Here is a 19,392-nt window from a genome sequence, read left to right as displayed (position 1 = left end):
CCCCTAACTGACCAGGACCTGCGTGGCGGATTCCTTCAGCTTGCCATTGGCCCACTTCATCTGGCGGATGGTCTGGGGGTGGCACTTCCCGGCAAGTCCCAGCAGCTTCTTGTCCTTCATTCCCTGGGCAGCCTGGGCCAGCAGCTCCCAGTCTGCCGATACGCCGCAGGCCTTCAGGTAGAGCTCCCTGAGGTCCCGCAGCAGCAGCATGCCGGTCTCGGGGCGCCGGCCCACCATTTCGCTGCCCTTTTCGCGGATGGTTTCCATCAATCCCATTTCGTCCCGCGGCTCAGGGTCAAGGTCCAGCCCGTAGTTCTTGCCCATGGCGGCGATGTCCCGGACATGCTGCTGTGACCAGCGCGCCAGGTCCCGGGCCAGGTGATAGACCTCGTGGTCCACCTTGTGCCGTTCGGAGATGGTCAACAAATGGTGCGCCAGGTCGTTTTCGGACCGGTGCATTTCCTCAAGTACAAGCCCGAATTTCATCGTGCACCTCCCGCGATCTGCGGAGCCTCATCGGCCAGCGCGGACGGAATTCCCTTGGTCGAGGCCCCTTCCGGAAAACCGCCCACCGGAGCCGAGGCTGTGGTGGTGGGTGCCGGGGACGGACCGTCGCCGGCGGAAACCCTGGTGACGCGCGCAGCTGCCGTCTTGAAGATGGGCTGCTTGGACGCGGCGTCCCAGTCGGTAATGGTCAGCTCGTTCGCCGCCCGGCCCGCCCCGTCCGGCTGGTGGCCGCCGTCGGTGTCCCAATAGCCGTAATGGAACGGCAGGAAAAGCACGCCGTTCCGGATGCCGCTGATCCGCACCTTGGCACGGACGGAACCACGGGGCGTCGCCACCTCCGCAAGGTCGCCCTCGGCAATCCCGTACGCGCCGGCGTCGTCCGCTGACAACTCAACCCAGACGTCCGGTGCCGCCGCGTTCAGCTCCGGTGCCCGTCCCGTCTTGGTGCGCGTGTGGAACTGGTAGAGCGTGCGGCCCGTGATGAGCTGTAGTGGAAAGTCCTGGCTGGGCAGCTCGTGCGGCGGCATGTACTCGGCGGCCTTGATGATGGCCTTGCCCTCCGGGTTGAGGGCCTTGTACTCGGACGGGTCCACGGGTGCTCCGGTGATGAGGTCGCGGCCGTAGGTTTCGCAGTACTCCGGGTGCGCCCAGAACTTCCCGTCGGCGTAGATCCGCTCCGTGCCGTCCGGGTTCTCCTCATTGCACGGCCACTGGATGCCGGATCCGCCCCGCAGCTTGTCGTAGGTGATGCCGGTGTAGTCGCAGGGCCGCCCCCGGGTGCATTCCTTCCAGGCTTCAAAGGCGGACTCGGAATCATTCCACTTGATCAGCGGCTGCCCGTCCTTGTCCTGCAGGCCCATCCGGTGCGCATAGTCGATGAAGATGTCCAGGTCGGGCCGGGCCTCGCCGGGCGGGTCGACAGCTTTCTCCGAAAGGTGGACGGTGCGGTCCACGTTGGTGAACGTACCGGTCTTCTCACCCCACGTGGCCGCTGGGAGCACCACGTCGGCCAGCTGGGCGGTCTCGGACAGGAAGATGTCCTGGACCACAAGGAACAGCCGCTCCTGTTCCAGGATTCCGCGGATACGTGCCAGCTCTGGCAGCGAGACGGCGGGGTTCGTGCCGCTGACCCACAACATCCGAATGGAGCCGTCCTCCGCGTACCGCATCATCTGCATGACGTGGGTGGGCGGAGAATAGTGCGGGATGGACATAGGGTCGATGTTCCAAACCCTTGCGAGGTCCTTGATGTGTGCGTCGTTGGACCAGTTCCGGAAGGCGGCCAGGTCGCCGTCGGCCCCGCATTCCCGGGTATTTTCTGCCGTAGGCTGGCCGTTCATCTGCAGGATGCCGCAGCCGGGCTTGCCCAGCATGCCCCGGATGATGTTCACGTTGTTGACCTGGACCGCAGCCGCGGTGGCCTGGTTGGACTGGTAGAAACCCTGCAGGACGGTGGACAGAAGCCTTTCGGCGTGGCCGATGATGCTCGCGGCCTCGGAGATCAGCTCCGCGGGGACGCCGCAGATTTCTGCCACCAGCGCGGGCGGATAGTTCTTGACCTCTTTTTCGAGCTCGGCAAAACCCACGGTGTGCGCGTTGATGTACTCGTGGTCCACCCAGCCGTTGCTGATGATCTCGTGCAGGATGCCGTTCATCAGCGCCACGTTCGTGCCCGGACGCGGGGCCAAATGCAGCGTGGCAGCCTTGGCCACGGGTGTCATGCGGGGGTCCACGCAGATGATCTTGGGCGGGTTGGGCCCGGCCAGGCGGTCCAGCATCCTGGTCCACAGGACGGTCTGGGTCTCCGCCACGTTGTGCCCGTAGAGGGCGATCACGTCCGCATGGTCGACGTCGGTGTAGGAGCCGGGCTGGCCGTCGCAGCCGAACGACTCCTTGAGCGCTTCACCCGCCGTGGCCGTGCAGAGCCTGGTGTTGCCGTCCACGTGATTGGTGCCGATCCCGCCGTGTGCAATCGCGCCCAGGGTGTAGTACTCCTCCGAAAACAGCTGCCCGGTGGTGTAGAAGCCGATGGCGCTGGGGCCCTGTTCCGCGAGCAGCGCCTTGGAACGGTCCACCACGCGCTGCATGGCGGTGTCCCAGTCGGTTTCCACCAGTTTTCCGCCCTCGCGGACAAGGGGTTTGGTGAGGCGGTCAGGGGACGCGTTGGCCTGCCAGCCGTACAGGTCCTTCGGGCCCAGCCGGCCGTGGTTGACGCGGTCCACGGCCCGGCCGCGCACCCCGACGATCCGGTTGTCCTTGACGGCGATATCCATGGCGTCACCGTTTGAGTGGAGGAGCGACGCCGTCTGGACCCACCGGTCCACGTCCTCCGGAGCCACCCCCTCGGCCAGGTGCGTGTCCACCCTGACCGGCCAATCACCGCCGCTGCCGTACGGCGTCCTTGTCCCCCATGGTTCAGCTATTCGGTCAATCCGAGTCATCTGTCCATCTCCTGTCCGGAACTGGCGGGACCGCGTAAGACGACGTTGTCCCACCCGATTCTGTACCCACAATCGGGGAGGGGAAACGGGCTTTTCCTGTGAGTGGACAGGTGATCGCGGTGGTCAGGCCTGTTTTGTGAGGCTGGCGCTTGTCCTGTCTTCGCGCTTGTCCTGGAGCGGACGCCGGGCCAGCCAGGCAGCCACGATGGCGCCGGAGATGTTGTGCCACAGCGAGAACACGGCGGACGGGAGTGCGGCCAGCGGGGTGAAGTGCGCAGTGGCCAGCGTGGCGGCCAGGCCCGAGTTCTGCATGCCCACCTCGAAGGCAAGGGCACGCCGGGCCTTGTCGTCCAGCCGGCCCAGCTTGCCGGCCAGGTAACCCAGGCCCAGCCCGAAGCCGTTGTGCAGCACCACGGCGAGGAACACAATGGCCCCGGCGCTGATGATCTTGCTGGCGCTGCCGGCCACCACGATGGCCACGATCAGGGAGATCACGACGGCGGACGCCCACGGCAGTGCCGGCAGCACCTTCGCGACGAGCTTCTTGAGGAACAGCCGGGCGAGGAGGCCGGCAACCACCGGCAGCAGCACGGTCTTAACGATGTCCCCCACCATGCCGGCCGCATCAATCTGAAGGTACGAACCGGCCAGGAACAGGACCAGCAGCGGGGTGACGATCGGTGCGATGATCGTGGAAACGGAGGCAACCGCTACGGAGAGGGCAACATCGCCCTTGGCCAGGAAGGCCATCACATTGGAGGCCGTTCCGGAGGGGGCGCAGCCCACCAGGATGACGCCGACGGCCAGCTCGGGCTCAAGGTTGAGGGCCCCGGCGATCAGCCAGCCGGCTCCGGGCATGATGATGTAGTGGGCAACGATGCCCAGGGCCACCGCCCACGGGCGCTTGGCCACCGCGGCGAAGTCGGGTGGCGTGAGCGTCAGGCCCATGCAGAACATGATGATGCCCAGCAGGTACGGAACGCTGGGGGCAATGGGCTTGAAGACTCCGGGGAGCAGGAAGCCGATGATGCCTGCGGCCACCACCAGGATGGGGAACACCGTCACGGCGATACGGGCGATCCTGCTTTCCGCTTCCAGCGCAGGGTTGACGGGTGCCCCATCCGGGGAATTCTGGGGTTTAGTTGCCTCAAGCATCCAACCATGCTGGCACCGGCTGGGATGGTTCCGCCAATTGATGACCGTGAACGGTAACAACGGCGGGCCCCATCACATGCTGCCGCCTGCCCGAGATTCTGCCGATGTCGGTTCCCACCCGCGATTCATGAAAATTTGGATCCTTCGATAAGTCGACGATTGTTTTACCAAAACCGGAGTTGTGATGGCCGCCTTGGGCACCGAAATTCAGCCCCCGCGCCTCGCGGCATCCAGGATGGGCAGCGACATGGGCGTCCTGCTCGCCCGGCTGCATGAAAGGGGAGCAGGACTCAACAAACGGGCACTGGCAGACTTTGCACTCCGCGAGCGTTCCTTCTCCATCCTGGCGCTGGCTTGCAGTGGACTTGAGCCGACTCCGCGCGAGGTCGCCGAGTTCCTGAACCTTGAGCCGGGCCAAGTGTCCACGCTGGTGGACGACCTGGAATGGCGGGGCCTTGTGGAGCGCGCGCAGGGAAAGCAGGACCGACGGGCCAAAATCATCGTCTCCACCGCGGAGGGGCGGAAGATGCACGCCAAGGCCCGCGCTGCCATGGATGTTGCGGAGCTGAATCAGCTTGCGGTGCTGTCCGGGGAGGAGTCGCAGGAGTTGAAGCGACTGCTCCGTAAAGCGCTGTGGGGTGCTGCGGAGTAGACGCCGCCCGGCTTCAAAGGTTTCCAACCCGTCAGGACGGCCTTGAGCACACGAACATGACGGTCCGGATGCGCCGTTCGGCGAGGTTGGCTACCTGATTGGCAGTCATCTGAGCGAAGCTCTCGCCAAGGAAGGTCGCGAAGGTCACTGGTGGCGGCCCGTCCCGCTGGATTTTGGCGAGCATCTGCTGGAACCAGGCAAGGCTCTCGTCCGACGAGTCGACTTCCGAGATCACATCAAAACCTGCCGCGGGGAGGAGTTCGAGCATGTCTTCCAGGGTCGCGGGAAAGCTTGTCGAGGGGCCAGCAGCCCACGGCACCGGGTAGTGCACTGCCCCGCCTTCACCCTGCAGAACGTCATAAACCACGAACCGGCCGCCCGGCCGAAGGACCCGGAAGGCTTCCGCATAGAGCGCGTGCTTGTTGGGGATGTTCATGGCCACATGCACACTTAGTGACGCGTCGACGGACCCGTCGGGAAGACCGGTGGCTGTTGCGTCCCCCACCTGGAAACGGGTGCGGTGGGACAGGCCTGTCCATTCCGAGAGCGCGGCCGCCACCTGGCAGAATTCCGGGGTGAGGTCGACACCGGTGACGGTGCACCCTGTCAGCTCGGCGAGCGTCCGCGCGGGACCTCCCAGTCCGCTGCCGAGGTCAAGCACATGGGACTGGGCTGTGAGTCCGAGTGCTTCCACGATTTCCAGGGTTGCCCTGCGGCCACGGATGTGGAACTCGTCAACAGCAGCGAGATCGGCCGGCCGCAGCGTTGCGCGGTCCACACCGGCCGCGTCCAGGGCAGCGCTGATGGCCGCTACAAGCCTCCCGGGGCCGGTGTAGAAGGCGGCGATCTGGTTCATGGCGCCATCCTCACACCGGCTGGCGGCGGGGTCAACGGGAAGGGCCTACCAGTCGTGGACGGTGCCGTCGACGAGGCGGTTGTAGGGCAGGTAGGCCTGCTGGTACGGGTAAGCGGCGGCGGCTTCTTCGTTGAATTCCACGCCGATGCCCGGCTTGTCGCCCGGGTGCAGGTACCCGTCCACGAACGTCATGGACTGCTCGAACACCTCGTTGGTCTTCACCGAGTGCTGCATGTACTCCTGGATCCCGTAGTTATGGATGGCCAACCCCACGTGCAGCTGCGCCGCGAACCCCACCGGGGAAATATCCGTCGGCCCATGGAAACCGGACTTGATCTGGTACTGCGCCGCGAAATCCATCACCTTCTTCAACGGGGAGATCCCGCCAAAGTGCGTGGACGCCGCCCGCACATAATCAATCAGCTGCTCCTTGATCAGCGTCTGGTAATCCCACACCGTATTAAAGATCTCCCCGATCGCCAGCGGCGTAATGGTGTGCTGGCGCACCAGGCGCAGCCCTTCCTGGTTCTCCGCCGGCGTGCAGTCCTCCAACCAGAACAGGTCATACGGCTCCAACGCCTTGCCCAGCTTCGCCGCCTGGATCGGCGTCATCCGGTGATGCCCATCATGCAACAACGGGATCTCCGGACCGAACTCATTCCGCACCGCCTCAAACACCCCCGGCAGGTGCCGCAAATACGCCCTGGTGTCCCAGTCCTCCTCCACCGGGAACGCACCGCGCCCCGCCGGCTCATAGTCATACCGCTCCCCCGACGCCTGCGCCTGCGCCGCCACCCCATACACAGCCTTGATCCCCGGCACCGCCGTCTGGATCCGGATCGACTTATACCCCAACTCCAAATGCTCGCGCACCGAATCAAACAACGACTCAATATCGGCCCCCGACGCATGCCCATACGCCCGCAACCCACTCCGGGAAGCACCACCGAGGAGCTGATACACCGGCATCCCCGCCAGCTTGCCCTTGATATCCCACAACGCCATATCCACCGCAGCGATCGCCGCCATCGTCACCGGACCCCGCCGCCAATACGCACTCCGGTACAGGAACTGCCACGTATCCTCAATCCGATGCGGATCCTTCCCAATCAACAACTGCGCCACATGCTCCCGCAGATACGCGGCAACCGCCAGCTCGCGACCGTTCAGCGTGGCGTCACCAATACCGGTCACCCCATCCTCAGTGGTGATCCGGAGGGTGACGAAGTTCCGTGAGGGACTGGTCACAAACACATCAGCGGCGACAATCTTCATGGCTGGCTTTCGGGTTGGAGTTGGCAGGACCTGTGGGAATTATGTGCCCGGCGGGGGTCAGCGCTGGGTGCTGCCCCTGGCGGCATCGAGCAGGGCAAGTTCATCGGGACGGGGCAGCCCTTCCCAGTCGCCGCGGGTGCTGACTGCGAAGGCGCCGGCAAGGATGCCGCGGTGCAGGCGTTCGGGAACTTCTGCACCGCCGAGCAGAGCCGAAAGGTAGCCGGCGGTGAATGCGTCGCCGGCCCCGACGGTGTCCAGGCAGGTCACGGCGAGGGCGGGCACTTCGAGAAGGCCCTCGGCTGTATAGACGGCGGCGCCCGCGGCGCCCCGCTTTACCACCACTTCCCGGACTCCGGCCTCCAGCAGCCCCCTGGCTGCACAAGCCTCTACGTCGGCAGTGGCTTCGTCGCTGGCGCCGGTATCGCCCGGACGCCCTGCCGCGCCGCTCCCCGCCTGGGGTGGGGCAATCAGGTCCAGTTCGTCGTCGGACGCCACAACGATGGTGGCGTGCCGCGCCAAGGGTCCCAGCACCGCCCGTGCCTGGTCCCGGGACCAGAGCTTGCTGCGGTAATTGACATCGAGGGAGACCACCATCCCTTCGGTGGCAGCTCGTCCGGCGGCGTACTCCGCGGCGTCCCGCGCCTCGGCACTAAGTGCAGGCGTGATGCCGGTCAGGTGCAGGATCCGGGCGCCCTGGTCCAGCGCGGCGGCCACATGATGACGTGAAATGGTGGCCCCCGCCGAACCGGCACGGTAGTAGAAGGCCCTGCTGAGGTCGGCGGTGCGCTGTTCCAGGAACATCACCCCGGTGCTGCGCTCCGCATGGACGCCGTGGTGCAGCCGGACGCCCTCGCCCCGTAACTGCTTCACGATGAATTCGCCGTGCGGATCAGCGCCGACAGACCCGGCCCAGGCGGAAGTGTGGCCAAGGCGTGCGACGCCAATGGCAACGTTCGATTCCGCCCCGGCCACCTGCATGTTCAGCGTGCCGCCGTTGGCCAGGGGCCCTGTTGATCGGAGCGAGACCATGGATTCGCCGAAGGTCAGCAGGTCCACCGGAGCGGGGCGGTCCGGGGCGGATTCGGTACCAGCAGTCATGAGCCGGTACCGGTCCTGGCTGCGAATTCGGCAGCAAGGCCCAGGAAGCTGCGCGCGCGGTCCCGCATTTCCGTCAGGTCCCCACCTGACGCTGACGTGCCGAACAGGGGCCCGCCCAGTCCAACGGCGATGGCGCCGGCTTCCCAGTAACCGGTGGCTTCACTGAGCCCCACCCCTCCCACTGCGATGAACGGGATGTCCGGGAAGGGATCCCGCACGGCCTTCAGGTAGCCGGGCCCGCCGATGGACGCCGGGAACAGCTTGATGGCGGTGGCGCCGCGTTCCATCGCCTCATAGGCCTCGCTGGGCGTCAGCGCCCCGGCCAGGACCGGGATGCCGGCGGCAGCTGCCTCACTGATCGAGGGTGCCAGGGAGGGCGTAACGATGAACTGGCCGCCGGCTGCGGTGACACGTTCGACGTCGGCCTCGCTGAGGACGGTGCCGGCGCCCACCAGGCAGCCGGCCGGGGCAGCCGCGCGGACCTCACGGATGGCCTCCAGCGCGTTGGGCGTGGTGAGGGCAATCTCCACGTACTGGAAACCCTCCTCCATTGCCGCCAGCGCGGCCTTGGCGGCAGCACCGCCGTCGTTCCCGCGGACAATGCCGACAAGGCGGGCCTGCCGGATGCCGGCCAGCAGGCTGGCAGGGGTAACGGCTGGATTCTGGGATGTCATAGGGTTCACCATTCTGCGAAGGATCCGTCGGGGTGGCGCCACACCGGACCGCGCCAGGCGTGGCCGCGCTTGTCCGCTGCCCGGACCACGGCTTCATCGATTTCGATGCCCAACCCGGGTCCGGTGAGCCGTTCGATGTGGCCGTTCACGAACTTGAAGGGGGTCTTGTCCACCACGTAGTCGAGGACTTCGGCGCCCTGGTTGTAGTGGATGCCGATGCTTTGCTCCTGGATGAGGAAGTTGGGCGTGGCAAAACCGACCTGGAGGCAGGCGGCGAGCGCCAGAGGTCCCAGCGGGCAATGCGGTGCCAGCTGGACTTCGTAGACCTCGGCCAGGGCGGCGATCTTGCGGACCTCGGTGATGCCGCCGGCGTGCGAGAGGTCCGGCTGCGCCACGGCAATACCGGCCTGCAGGGCGGGCAGGAACTCCTGCCGGTTGTACAGCCGCTCCCCTGTGGACACCGGCGTGGTGGTGGAGGAGGTGAATTCCCGCAGCAGGTGGGTGTTCTCCGGGACCACCGGCTCTTCGAGGAAGAAGGGCCGGAAAGGCTCCAGCAGGGGTGCCACCCGTTTGGCGTTGGCCAGGCTGAAGCGGCCGTGGAAGTCCACGGCCACGTCCCGGTGGTCGCCCAGGACCTGGCGCGCCGCGGCAACACGGCGGATGACGCCGTCGATCTCCGCCACCGAGGCCACCGGGCTCATCCGGCCGCTGGCGTTCATTTTCACGGCCGTGAGGCCCACCTCCAGCTGGGCGCTGATCTGGTCGGCCACCTCATTCGGTTCGTCACCGCCCACCCAGCCGTACATCCGGATCCGGTCGCGGACGTGGCCGCCCAGGAGCTGGTGCACAGGGGTGTTGAAGTGCTTGCCGGCGATGTCCCAGAGGGCCTGGTCCAGGCCGGAAACGGCGCTGGCCAGGATGGGTCCGCCCCGGTAGAAGGACCCCTTGGTCATCACCTGCCAGTGGTCTTCAATCCGGAGGGCGTCCCTGCCAATGAGCAGTTCCGAGAGTTGCTCGACGGCGGTGCGCACAGTTTCGCTGCGGCCCTCGCAGGTTGCCTCGCCCCACCCCACGATGCCGCTTTCGGTCTCCACCCGGACAAAGAGCCAGCGGGGCGGGACCAGGAATGTTTCGATCCGGCTGATGACGGTCACGCGGCGGTTCCTAACCCTTGGTTGCGCCGGCCGTCAGGCCGGAGACGATGTACTTCTGCGTGAAGAGCGCGATGATCATGATGGGGATGGTCACGACTGTCGCCGCGGCCATCAGCCCGCCCCAGTCGATGCTGGCGTAGGAGACGAAGTCGAAGATCGCCACCGGCAGCGTCTTGGTCTTGGCACCGGAGAGCACCAGCGCGAACATGAAGTTGTTCCACGAGAAGATGAAGGACAGGATGCCGGCCGTGGCGATGCCGGACACCGCCAGCGGAAGCGTGATCAGCCGGAACGCCCCGATCGGCGTAAGGCCGTCCACCTCTGCCGACTCCTCCAGCTCCAGCGGCAGGGAATCGAAGTAGCTCATCATGATGTACACGATCAGCGGGAGCGCCACGAACATGTGGCTGAGGATCAGCACCTCGAACTTGCCAACCATCCGCAGGTTGGAGAAGACGTAGTACCAGGGAACCAGGAGTGAGACGCCCGGGATGACGCGGGCCATCAGGACCACCAGCGCGGAGCGGTGCATGGTGAACCGGCTCATCGCGTAGGCAGCCGGGACGCCCAGGACGATCGACAGCGCAGTGGAGACGAAAGCCACCCAGAAGCTGTTGACCACAAAGACGAAGTAGTTGTTGCGCTGCAGCACGTTGGCGTAGTTCTCGAAAGTGGGCGAGAAGATGAAGGCCTTGGCGGTGTCGTAGATGTCCACGTTGGTCTTCAGCGACGCCAGGAGCATCCAGAACAGCGGGGCCAGCAGGAACAGCACCACCAGGACCAGCGCCACCACGCGGAACACTTTGTAGGCGCGGGTGGCCAGGGGCTTGCGGCGGCGGCGGGGCTGGTTGTCCGCGGTGGTGGCGGCGGAGTCTGTCATGACGGTCATTTGCTTACCGCTTTCTTGCGCATGGTGAGCAGCCACATGGAACCGATGATGATCATGAAGAACAGGATCAGCACCGCCGAGGAGAGCCCGTACTGGTTGTAGTCGAAGCTCAGTCCGTAGGCGTAGACGTTCAGCGTTTCCACTTCGTGGAACGAGCCGCCGCCCTTGCCCTTGGTGGCGTAAAGGATGTCGAAGGTCTTCAGGGCATCGATGCCGCGCAGCAGGATGGCCACGATCACGGTGGGCATCATGAGGGGCAGGGTGATGTAGAAGAAGCGCTGGAAGGCGTTGGCACCGTCCACGCGTGCGGCCTCGTCCGGTTCGTCGGACAGCGAGGTCAGGCCGGCCAGCAGGATCAGGACCACCATGGGGGTCCACTGCCAGACGTCCATGAAGATGGTGGTGCCCAGGGCAGTGTCCTGGCCGGACAGCCACGGCTGGGGCGGGATGCCCACCATGCCCAGGAGCTGGTTGACGAAGCCGATGTTGGGGTCGAAGATCAGCCGCCACATCATGCCGACGGCCACAGGGGTTGCCACCAGCGGCAACAGGATGGCCACGCGGACCCACTTTTCACCCCGGAACGGCCGCCAGAGGAGCAACGCGATGCCCATGCCCAGCACCACTTCAAAGGCCAGGGCTACGCCGGTGAAGGCCAGGGTGCGGCCCACCGCGGGCCAGAAACGCTCGGTGTCGCTGAGGACCGTGAGGTAGTTCTGCAGCCCGATGAACTCGGTGGCGGCCCGGACGGAGCCTTGGGAGTCGGTAAGGCTGAGGTAAAGGGTCCAGGCAAGCGGAAAAATGATCAGCACACCGACGAAGATCATGGCCGGGGCCGCGAAGAGCCATTTGCGGTGCCGGTTGGCCCAGGCGGAGAAGTTCCCCCCGGCGCCTGCGGGGCCACCGGCCCGGCGTGTGCGGGCACTGCGGGGAGGGTTCAAAACAGACATGGTTCACCTAAGAGTTTGAGGGTGAAGTGGGTCCGCGCCGGGACGGCCATTGAGAGCCGTCCCGGCGCGATGGTGTGGGGCGCTTCTGCGCCCGGCGTCCTACTTCTTTTCGCTGTCCAGGAAGGTCTGGAAAGCAGTCTGGGCGTCGTTGGCCGCGGCTGCGGTGTCTGCGCCGGTAATGGTGGCGACGATCGGCGCACCCACGATTTCACGTGCCTTGCCTACCGTGACAACCTCCGGCCGGTCGTGGCCCACGCCGTTCTTGGCGCTGGCGGCGATCGCGTCAGCCAGGTCCTTGGGGTAGGTGGAGGTTCCGTCAGGGTTGGACCAGACGGACGTGCGGGGACCGGGGACGCCGGCCTTCTGGGCTGCCAGGGTGCGCTCCTTGCTGGTGGCCCACTGGATGAACTTCCAGGCGTTGTCCTGGTTGCTGGAGTTCTGGTTCACGCCCAGCGCCCAGGAGGGGATGTTGTAGGGCTTGGAACCGGCGGGGCCGGCGGGCAGCGCAGCGAAGCCAACTTTGTCCGCAACCTTGGACTTGGCGGGATCGGTGGCGTTCTTGTAGAGCGAATCGGCCTCGGTGTAGAAGGCGGCGCCGCCCTGGGTGAAGATGGCCATCGCCTCAGGCCAGCTCATGTCCGTGCTGACGTTGGCGGGACCGTAGTTCTTGATCAGGCCGCCGTAGTAGGCGTAGGCCTTCTTGGCTGCGTCAGTGTTGACGGAGGCCTTGCCGTTGGAGTCCATAAAGTCTCCGCCGAAGCTGTACAGGAAGCTGGAGAACTGGGTGACCGCGGCGGACTTGCCTGTGCGGGCCACGAAGCCGGCGGTGTCAGGGGAGGAAGCCTTGATGGCCTTGGCCGCCGCTTCGAGTTCCTCCATGGTCTTGGGGACCTGGAGCCCGGCAGCCTGGAGCAGGTCCTTGCGGTAGTACAGGACTTCGCGTTCGGTGATGATCGGAACGCCAACCACCTTGCCGTCAACGGTGGTGGCCTTGACGGGACCTTCCTGGTAGTCCTTCCAGTCCCAGCCCGAGTCCGAGGAGACGTTCTTGGTCAGGTCCGCCAGGTAGCCGTTCTTGGCGAAGGCCTTGCCTTCCTGCAGCGGCCGGTACATCATCACGTCGATCTCGTCGCTGCCTGCGTTGAGCTTGACGTTGTACTGGTCCGAGAGCTGGTCCTCGCCGAGCTGCGTGAGCTCGACCTTGAGCCCGCTGGACTTCTCGAACTCCGGAATGGCGGCCTTGATGCCTTCAGTCCATACGTGGTTGGCCAAGGTGACCCGCACCGTGCCGGACTCCTTGGCCTGGTCGCTGCCACCTCCGCCACCGCTGCAGGCTGTCAGCCCCAGCGACATCGCTGCGGCAACTGCCGCGTACTTCACAATTGAACGTCGCTTCATTACGACTCCCTTTGCCTCCAGGGCCCGCAACTCCGCGGACCGTTTACAAACGCCTCGTTACGTCTGTTGTGTTCAGCGAGCATAAACAAATAAGGCAGACATATACAAGAGCTTGGTGTGTCCCCATATGATTTATTCATGACCATCCCAAAGGCGGCGTTGTCCCCGGACCTGCATTCATCGCTGGTCGAGAACCTGGGGCTCGCCATCGCGGAGGGAACACTGGCACCGAATTCCATCCTGCGGCTGGATGAGCTGGAGGCGCAGCACAAGGTGTCCCGCTCCGTGATCCGGGAGGCCACCCGGGTCCTGTCCTCCATGGGCATGCTTGAGTCCCGGCGGCGCTTGGGAACGGTGGTCCAGCCGGAGGCCAGCTGGAACCTTTACGACCCGCAGGTGATCCGGTGGCGGCTGGCGTCGGCCAAGCGGCTGGAACAGCTGCGGGCCTTGAATGAATTGCGCGGCGCCATCGAACCGCAGGCTGCCCGCTTGGCTGCCGAACGCGCGTCCCTGGATGAGGCAAGCGATCTTGTTTCCATGGCGGCGCGCCTGTGGGCTGCCGGACAGCGCGGGAACCAGGAGGAGTTTTTGCGCCTGGACATTGAGTTCCACGCTGCGGTCCTCAATGCCTCCGGCAATCTGATGTTTTCGCAGTTGCATAAACTCGTTGCTGAAGTGCTGGCGGGGCGCACCCAGCACGGCCTGATGCCCCATCTTCCGGACCATGAGGCGCTGCAGATGCATGTGGACGTAGCGAGCGCCATCCAACGCCGCGACGCAGGCGCAGCCCACGCGGCCATGAGCAGGATCGTGGAGCAGTCCACGGAGGAAATGGGCGATATCTGGTCCAGCCACCACGCGAAGGGGGAACGTCCCCGGACGGAGTGAGCCGCTGTTCGGTGGTGGGCTGAAGTACGCGGGCCACCCGCGCAGATGCCAGTGCTCAGTACTGGCCCTTGACCACAAAGTAGGAGCCGCGGATGGTGCCGGCGAGCTTGGATTTCTGGCGGGCAAACTTGAAGCTGGATGCCAGTTCCTCGGGGACCTCCATGCCGTCGGAGAGCTTGAACCCGACCGCCCGCTTTGAACCCTCCTCGATTCCGTACATGACGTTGATGGAAAGGCCGGATTCGTAGAAGACGTACGTCATCCGCAGGCCGTCCACCTCGAACCTGGAGACCTCAAGGGGCTTGGACCCGATCACCAGGTTCCGCTCTGTGGCCAGGATGTTGTTCACGTAGTCCACCAGTTCCGGTGCATCAGCTGCCGGAGTCACAGTGAAGTCGTGGCCATACTTGTTCTTGTAATAGCGAGCCTCGTTCGCCCGCAGCCCGGCCAGCGCCTCCGCTACCGGTGACGATTCCAGTCCGACAGTCGATACGTCCTTGAAATCAACGGTGTTGGGCAATGGGTCCTCCTGGAAGTGATGTTTCGACTCATCCTCGCAGACCCAAGCCGTGGTCTACCGTCCTACGAGCCCGTATGCCGGCCGGTGAGCTTGTCCAGGATCCGATCCACCATCCCCACGCCCGGCCCCACGGTCTTGTGGAACAACTCGGAATGCGGTGCACTCGGGTGCGGCCGGGTGGGTGCCAGCTTCTTCGCCTTCTCCACCTTTTCGCCAATCTCGATGAGTTTCTCGCGTGGAATGTGCTGGCGGAGCTTAGGAAACTGTTCGGTCTCCTCGTCGTTGGCGTGGTGGCCCAGCTGTGCCTCAAGCTCATTGACCAGCTCCATGAAGGACTGGCCAGACGGTTCCTCTTTTTCCAGCCGCTTCATCAGCTTGACGATCTCTGCGTGCTCCTTCTTGTCGTGCTCCACTTCGCCCTTGCCGTCGGGCACATGGTCTTCAACGGCCGGGTACACGTACATTTCTTCGGCGACGGCATGCCGCATCACCTCGGCAATCAAAGTGTCCGCGAGGTCCCTGCGCTCACTTTCACCGGGCGCGCCCTTGATCTGCCCGATCAAAGCAATCATGTCCTGGTGGTCGCTGGTCAGGATGTCCACGACGTCGACGTTGGTTCCTGCGGAATTGGTATCACTCATGAGCCGGCCTTCCTCCTGGATCGCTTCGGGTAAGCGACGCGAGACGGTCAAACTACCACGCACCAGCAAAGCGATCCATGGCAAAAAGCCCTAAACAGGGCCCCATCTGGAAGTCAGGTAGGGCACCCAAGAGCACGGCTTCACTCAGCTGATGGTTCCCGGATCACCAGCACCGGGCAGTGGGCGTGGTGGATGGTCTGGTGGGACACTGAGCCGAGCAGCATTCCGGTAAATCCACCGTGACCGCGGGAACCGAGGGCCACGAGGTCAGCGTCCCGGGAAGCGTCAATGAGCGCCGACGCCGGGTTGCCCTCCACGATCTTTCCCGTGACGGATACGCCCCGGTCCTTGACGCGTTCGAGCTCCGCTTCAAGGATGGCCTGGGCGTCCTTCTCGAAGATCTCATAGTCCCAGGCTGTTCCCATGGCATCACTGACGTAGGGGAAGCTCCACGCCGTCAACGCCTGGACCTCACCAATGCGCAGCCGCCCTTCCTCAATTGCCCAGTCCATTGCCGCCTTGGACTGGTCGGAACCGTCCACCCCCACAATGATCCTGAAGCTTCCGTTACCGGGCACGACTCCCCTTTTCCTGTTGGACGGTTACCGGCGGGACTAACCCTGGTCCGTCGTCGCGCCCTGCGCCGGCACAGCCACCGTGGAATGCTCCGGCTTGGCGGCCTTGTGTGGATTTCCCGCTTCCCGCGCACAGTGAAGGCAACAGTAGATACCGGATTCGCTCTCAACCGGATGGCCCAGGATGCGGCAGCCGCAGTGCTCGCACGCGGGAGCCATCATGTGGATGGCGCATTCGAAGCTGTCAAACGTGCCGGACTGGTTTCCCATGCTGACGGTGAACATCCGGCCCTCGCTGCTGCCGCAGACATCACATGCGCCCATGGTCCATGCCTCCTGTTGTTAACCCCTGCTCCAGACACTCAGGTTGGCTGCTTTCCCATGTGCTTGCCTAGGGGCAAAGGTCCTTCGGACGCCGGCAGCGGCGCGGCAGAAGGAATTTCGCGGCGCACCCATCCTCCGGCCAGCACATTCCGAATTCCGGATGTAGTAGTTCAAGCAAAGCTAGGACGGGACTATGGAAGCCGTGGACCAGCGGGCCCTGACCGGTGCCGTTATCAAGGAGCACCGGCTGGACCTGGCACAGCTGTGGCTGGAATTCGTTGGACTGGGCGGGGATGCCTCCGAACAGCTCATCCGGGATTACTGTGCAGGCGAAGCCACCCTTTCGCCCAAGGAGCGCGACGCACTGGCGCAGGCAGTCAACGAGCACTGCGCTGCCGAGGGACTGCCGCTGCGGGCCCCCTTCAGCAACTCCGCACTGTTCCTTCCGCAGCCGGAGCAGCGTGGCCCGGAACCGCATGACCCTGGACGGCACGACCCGGAACGGAAAGACCCTTACTCGTCGAAGTAGGTGAAGGTACCGGCCGCCCCGGCCACCGACGCGACGACGGAGGCCGCAACCTCGCGGAGCTTCATGTTGCGGGTGTTGGATGCGTCCTTCAGCAGCTTGAAGGCGGCGGCCTGGCTGCACCTGTTCTGCGCCATAATGGCGCCCGTGGCCAGGTCGATCACTGTGCGGGTCTGCATGGCAGCGCTCATGCCGTCCCTGATCTCCTCCAGCTTCAGCATGCGCAGGGCGAGCTTCAGCCCCTTCGAGGCCTGCCGCACGAACGCTTCGGCTGCAAAAACTCCGTCGTTGTCGGCCGCGAGCGGCTGCGGGCAGTAAAGCGTCACCACACCGCGCACATCGACTTCCAGGGCTGCCGGAACGCTCAGCACCGAAAGGAACCCGTGCCCCTGGACAGCCTTGGCGTATTCCGGCCAGCGCCGCTCGCGCCGCAGGTCGGCCACCAGGACAGTTTCGGCGGTCCGCATGGCCAGCAGGCCGGGGCCGTCCCCATGCCTGGACTCCAGCTGGGTGAGCGGCGCCAGGCCGGGGTGGCTGCCTGCACTCGCCACGGGCTTCTTTGGCCGCAACACTGTTATGTCGCAGGAGCATTCGTGGCCCGAAGACCCAAGCCTGGAGGCCGCATAGGCCGCCAGGCCCTTGAGGAAAGCCTCAACCTCCGGGTTTTGCAGGAATGATTCCTGGAGGTGCAGGGCAACGTCTGCGAAGTCCTCGCCTTCAGGGACGCCGGCCTTGAGCACGGGTCATACCTCCCGAACAGTAGTTAAAAGCCACACCATGTGGGCGCCCACTGCCGAACGGTTATGCCAGCCTACCTGCGCCACGCCGTAATCTGTCACCATGACGTGCTTGTCCACCCCCTCCGGCTCGGTCCGCGGCAGCTCCGTGGAAAGTGAGGGGATCACCATCCAACGGTTCCTGGGCATGCCGTACGCGGAGCCACCGTCGGGTGCCAACCGCTTCCGGCCGCCGGTCCCGCTGGTGGGGTGGCAGGGAGTGCGGGACTGCACCGCTCCTGGCCCCGCCGCGCCCCAGAACCCCGAATCCCCCGCTCCCCCGGGGACCAAGCCACGCAGTTGGAGCGAAGACGGATGCCTCAACCTGAACATCTGGACGCGGGGGACGGATGGCCCGGCCAGGCCGGTGATGGTGTGGATCCATGGCGGCGCGTACCTTTTGGGCGCCAACAGTGATGCGATGTACGACGGCGGCAGGCTCGCCGCTGCATCGGGCGCTGTGCTGGTGTCCATCAATTACCGCCTGGGTGCCCTGGGCTTCCTGCACCTGGCGGAGCTGCTGGGTCCCGGCTACGAGGACTCCTCCAACCTTGCCCTGCTGGACCAGTTGGAGGCCCTCCGCTGGATCCGCAGGAACATCCGCGCCTTCGGGGGCGACCCGTCCAACGTGACCGTTTTCGGGGAATCGGCAGGCGCTGCAGCCATCGGCACCCTGCTGGGCGTGCCGGCATCGGAAGGACTCTTCCGCCGGGCCATCATGCAGAGCGGCACGGCGGAACGGTACCGCCAGCCGGAGGAATCGGCGCGCATCAGTTCCGCATTCCTTGAACTGTGCAGCTTGGACCGGTCCTCAGCCACACAGCTGCTGGCCCTCCCGGTGGGGCGGCTGCTCGAGGCCCAGGCAGCCCTGGAACAGCGGGTTGCCGCCGAATCCTTTGCTGTCCCGCTGCCGTTCCAGCCCACAGTAGGCACTCCATCGCTGCCGGTGCCGCCGCTTGAAAGTATCCGCAACGGCGTCAACCGCGGGGTTGACCTGCTGGTCGGAACAAACCTCAACGAGGGATCCTTTGCCGTGGAAACGCGTCCACCCGCTTCGGATGACCCGGGCTATCCGGACCGTGCCGCCGCGGTGCTGGCCGGAGCGGGAGTCCCGGCGGAAGAGGCCCCGGGCTACACGGACGCGCTCACCCGGGTGCTGTCCCGCGAGCCGGCGGGAAAGGAACTGATCGAGGCCGCCATCGCAGACTCCATGTACCGCCAGCCGAGCAACCGGCTGCTCGACGCGAGGCTGCCGGGCGCTGCCCGTCCGGCCGCCGGCGGCAAGACCTTTGCCTACCTGTTTACCTGGCGCAGCCCGGCAATGGGCGGGAAGCTCGGTTCCTGCCACGCCCTGGACATCCCCTTCGTCTTCCGGCACCTGGACATTCCCGAGGCTGCCTTCCTCACCCGCGGCAAGGCGCCGCAGCCCCTCAGCGATGCCATGAGCGGCGCCTGGGCGTCCTTTGCGCAGAGGGGAACGCCACGCATAGCCGGACTTGGCTGGCCGGAGTACGGGCAAGAGCGCAACACCATGGTGCTCGACGCCGAACCAGGCCTCGAAGCCGACCCACGGCGGGAGATCAGGGAATTCTTCGAAGCAGTCAGTCCGCTGCCATCGCGTTGAGGGTGTCCCGGATCCCGTTGAGGGCCGGATCCCGCAGGGAATTGAAGGCCGGCTTCAGGAGCGGCTGGATGATCTTGGCCGGGCCGTTGATGCTGAACTCGGCCGTATATGTCACCACCGAACCGGTGCCGTTGGGGCGAACGTCCACCGAGTCGAAGGCCGTGACGGTCTTGTTCTCGCCGCGCAGCTTGATGTGGTTGTCCGTCAGCTCGATGACCTCATAGACCAGGGTCTGGCGCTTTCCCCGGAACTCGGACTCGGCATGGTACTTGTGCCCCACAGCCACCGGTCCGGGGGTGAGCTTGTCCATGACAGGGGTGTTGGGGTCCCACTTGCTGGTGTTCTCGAACTCACTCATGAAGGCAAAGGCCTTCTCCGCGGACAGGTTGGTTTCCACACTTCCGGTGACTGTGATCATCGTCCCAGTCTAGGGTGCCGCATCTGGCCCAACCCCAACCCCCGCGCTGCG

21 protein-coding genes are annotated in these 19,392 nt (G+C 65.2%); 4 read left to right on the top strand and 17 right to left on the bottom strand.

Annotated elements, in window-relative coordinates:
• Positions 1 to 3 precede the first annotated feature (3 nt).
• The 3 genes from LFT44_RS01585 to LFT44_RS01575 all read right to left on the bottom strand — a co-directional run bounded on the left by LFT44_RS01585 (position 4) and on the right by LFT44_RS01575 (position 4,103).
• Positions 4 to 486 (bottom strand): hypothetical protein, encoded by a 483-nt coding sequence (locus tag LFT44_RS01585; RefSeq protein WP_236800715.1) that lies wholly within the window; start codon positions 484 to 486, stop codon positions 4 to 6.
• Positions 483 to 2,948: a molybdopterin oxidoreductase family protein gene (locus tag LFT44_RS01580; protein WP_236800714.1), complete on the bottom strand. Its 2,466-nt coding sequence runs from the start codon at positions 2,946 to 2,948 to the stop codon at positions 483 to 485. Before LFT44_RS01580 ends, LFT44_RS01585 begins: the two co-directional genes overlap by 4 nt.
• 123 nt (positions 2,949 to 3,071) lie before the next feature.
• Complete coding sequence (locus tag LFT44_RS01575) at positions 3,072 to 4,103, bottom strand: bile acid:sodium symporter family protein (protein ID WP_236800713.1); 1,032 nt, start codon at positions 4,101 to 4,103, stop codon at positions 3,072 to 3,074.
• Between the two features lie 184 nt (positions 4,104 to 4,287).
• Between LFT44_RS01575 and LFT44_RS01570 the strand changes: the two genes are divergently transcribed.
• Positions 4,288 to 4,755: a MarR family winged helix-turn-helix transcriptional regulator gene (locus LFT44_RS01570; RefSeq protein ID WP_236802988.1), complete on the top strand. Its 468-nt coding sequence runs from the start codon at positions 4,288 to 4,290 to the stop codon at positions 4,753 to 4,755.
• A gap of 31 nt (positions 4,756 to 4,786) precedes the next feature.
• Here the strand turns inward: LFT44_RS01570 and LFT44_RS01565 are convergent, their stop codons facing one another.
• The 8 genes from LFT44_RS01565 to LFT44_RS01530 form a co-directional block, all read right to left on the bottom strand.
• The gene (locus LFT44_RS01565) at positions 4,787 to 5,611 is read right to left on the bottom strand and encodes a class I SAM-dependent methyltransferase (RefSeq protein WP_236800712.1); all 825 of its coding nucleotides are present in this window, start codon (positions 5,609 to 5,611) and stop codon (positions 4,787 to 4,789) included.
• A gap of 45 nt (positions 5,612 to 5,656) precedes the next feature.
• Positions 5,657 to 6,886: a D-mannonate dehydratase ManD gene (manD, locus tag LFT44_RS01560; RefSeq protein WP_236800711.1), complete on the bottom strand. Its 1,230-nt coding sequence runs from the start codon at positions 6,884 to 6,886 to the stop codon at positions 5,657 to 5,659.
• A 57-nt stretch (positions 6,887 to 6,943) separates the two neighbouring features.
• On the bottom strand, positions 6,944 to 7,984 hold the full coding sequence (locus LFT44_RS01555; protein ID WP_236800710.1) for a sugar kinase: 1,041 nt from the start codon (positions 7,982 to 7,984) through the stop codon (positions 6,944 to 6,946).
• Positions 7,981 to 8,658, bottom strand: a complete 678-nt coding sequence (locus LFT44_RS01550) for a bifunctional 4-hydroxy-2-oxoglutarate aldolase/2-dehydro-3-deoxy-phosphogluconate aldolase (protein WP_236800708.1) — start codon at positions 8,656 to 8,658, stop codon at positions 7,981 to 7,983. Before LFT44_RS01550 ends, LFT44_RS01555 begins: the two co-directional genes overlap by 4 nt.
• Before the next feature lie 5 nt (positions 8,659 to 8,663).
• A complete protein-coding gene (gene dgoD / locus LFT44_RS01545; RefSeq protein WP_142131464.1) occupies positions 8,664 to 9,812 on the bottom strand; it encodes a galactonate dehydratase in 1,149 nt (382 codons plus the stop codon).
• Between the two features lie 10 nt (positions 9,813 to 9,822).
• A complete protein-coding gene (locus tag LFT44_RS01540; protein ID WP_236800706.1) occupies positions 9,823 to 10,701 on the bottom strand; it encodes a carbohydrate ABC transporter permease in 879 nt (292 codons plus the stop codon).
• Entirely contained in the window at positions 10,698 to 11,651 is a 954-nt protein-coding gene (locus tag LFT44_RS01535; protein ID WP_236800704.1) for a carbohydrate ABC transporter permease, read from the bottom strand. Before LFT44_RS01535 ends, LFT44_RS01540 begins: the two co-directional genes overlap by 4 nt.
• A gap of 99 nt (positions 11,652 to 11,750) precedes the next feature.
• The gene (locus LFT44_RS01530) at positions 11,751 to 13,049 is read right to left on the bottom strand and encodes an ABC transporter substrate-binding protein (protein WP_236800702.1); all 1,299 of its coding nucleotides are present in this window, start codon (positions 13,047 to 13,049) and stop codon (positions 11,751 to 11,753) included.
• A gap of 138 nt (positions 13,050 to 13,187) precedes the next feature.
• Between LFT44_RS01530 and LFT44_RS01525 the strand changes: the two genes are divergently transcribed.
• Positions 13,188 to 13,937 carry a FadR/GntR family transcriptional regulator gene (locus tag LFT44_RS01525; protein WP_236800700.1) on the top strand — a complete coding sequence of 250 codons (750 nt, stop codon included), beginning with the start codon at positions 13,188 to 13,190 and terminating at the stop codon, positions 13,935 to 13,937.
• 55 nt (positions 13,938 to 13,992) lie between these two features.
• Here the strand turns inward: LFT44_RS01525 and LFT44_RS01520 are convergent, their stop codons facing one another.
• The 4 genes from LFT44_RS01520 to LFT44_RS01505 form a co-directional block, all read right to left on the bottom strand.
• On the bottom strand, positions 13,993 to 14,457 hold the full coding sequence (locus tag LFT44_RS01520) for a phage tail protein (protein ID WP_236800698.1): 465 nt from the start codon (positions 14,455 to 14,457) through the stop codon (positions 13,993 to 13,995).
• 62 nt (positions 14,458 to 14,519) lie between these two features.
• On the bottom strand, positions 14,520 to 15,098 hold the full coding sequence (locus LFT44_RS01515; RefSeq protein ID WP_236800696.1) for a hemerythrin domain-containing protein: 579 nt from the start codon (positions 15,096 to 15,098) through the stop codon (positions 14,520 to 14,522).
• Positions 15,099 to 15,238: 140 nt separating this feature from the next.
• Complete coding sequence (locus LFT44_RS01510; RefSeq protein ID WP_236800694.1) at positions 15,239 to 15,676, bottom strand: universal stress protein; 438 nt, start codon at positions 15,674 to 15,676, stop codon at positions 15,239 to 15,241.
• Positions 15,677 to 15,712: 36 nt separating this feature from the next.
• Entirely contained in the window at positions 15,713 to 15,997 is a 285-nt protein-coding gene (locus LFT44_RS01505; RefSeq protein WP_236800692.1) for a hypothetical protein, read from the bottom strand.
• 193 nt (positions 15,998 to 16,190) lie between these two features.
• Here LFT44_RS01505 and LFT44_RS01500 point away from each other — a divergent pair, with 193 nt between their 5' ends.
• Positions 16,191 to 16,526 carry a hypothetical protein gene (locus LFT44_RS01500; protein WP_236800691.1) on the top strand — a complete coding sequence of 112 codons (336 nt, stop codon included), beginning with the start codon at positions 16,191 to 16,193 and terminating at the stop codon, positions 16,524 to 16,526.
• Here the strand turns inward: LFT44_RS01500 and LFT44_RS01495 are convergent.
• On the bottom strand, positions 16,511 to 17,263 hold the full coding sequence (locus LFT44_RS01495; RefSeq protein ID WP_236800689.1) for a GAF and ANTAR domain-containing protein: 753 nt from the start codon (positions 17,261 to 17,263) through the stop codon (positions 16,511 to 16,513). The two genes, LFT44_RS01500 and LFT44_RS01495, sit on opposite strands and share 16 nt — an antisense overlap.
• A gap of 100 nt (positions 17,264 to 17,363) precedes the next feature.
• Here LFT44_RS01495 and LFT44_RS01490 point away from each other — a divergent pair, with 100 nt between their 5' ends.
• A complete protein-coding gene (locus LFT44_RS01490) occupies positions 17,364 to 18,923 on the top strand; it encodes a carboxylesterase/lipase family protein (protein ID WP_236800687.1) in 1,560 nt (519 codons plus the stop codon).
• Here LFT44_RS01490 and LFT44_RS01485 read toward each other — a convergent pair.
• Complete coding sequence (locus LFT44_RS01485) at positions 18,901 to 19,341, bottom strand: SRPBCC family protein (protein WP_236800685.1); 441 nt, start codon at positions 19,339 to 19,341, stop codon at positions 18,901 to 18,903. The two genes, LFT44_RS01490 and LFT44_RS01485, sit on opposite strands and share 23 nt — an antisense overlap.
• Between the last annotated feature and the right edge of the window lie 51 nt (positions 19,342 to 19,392).

The sequence above is a fragment of the Arthrobacter sp. FW306-05-C genome (genome assembly GCF_021801725.1).
Taxonomy (GTDB): Bacteria; Actinomycetota; Actinomycetes; order Actinomycetales; family Micrococcaceae; genus Arthrobacter.
This window is presented reverse-complemented; position numbering and strand designations above follow the sequence as displayed.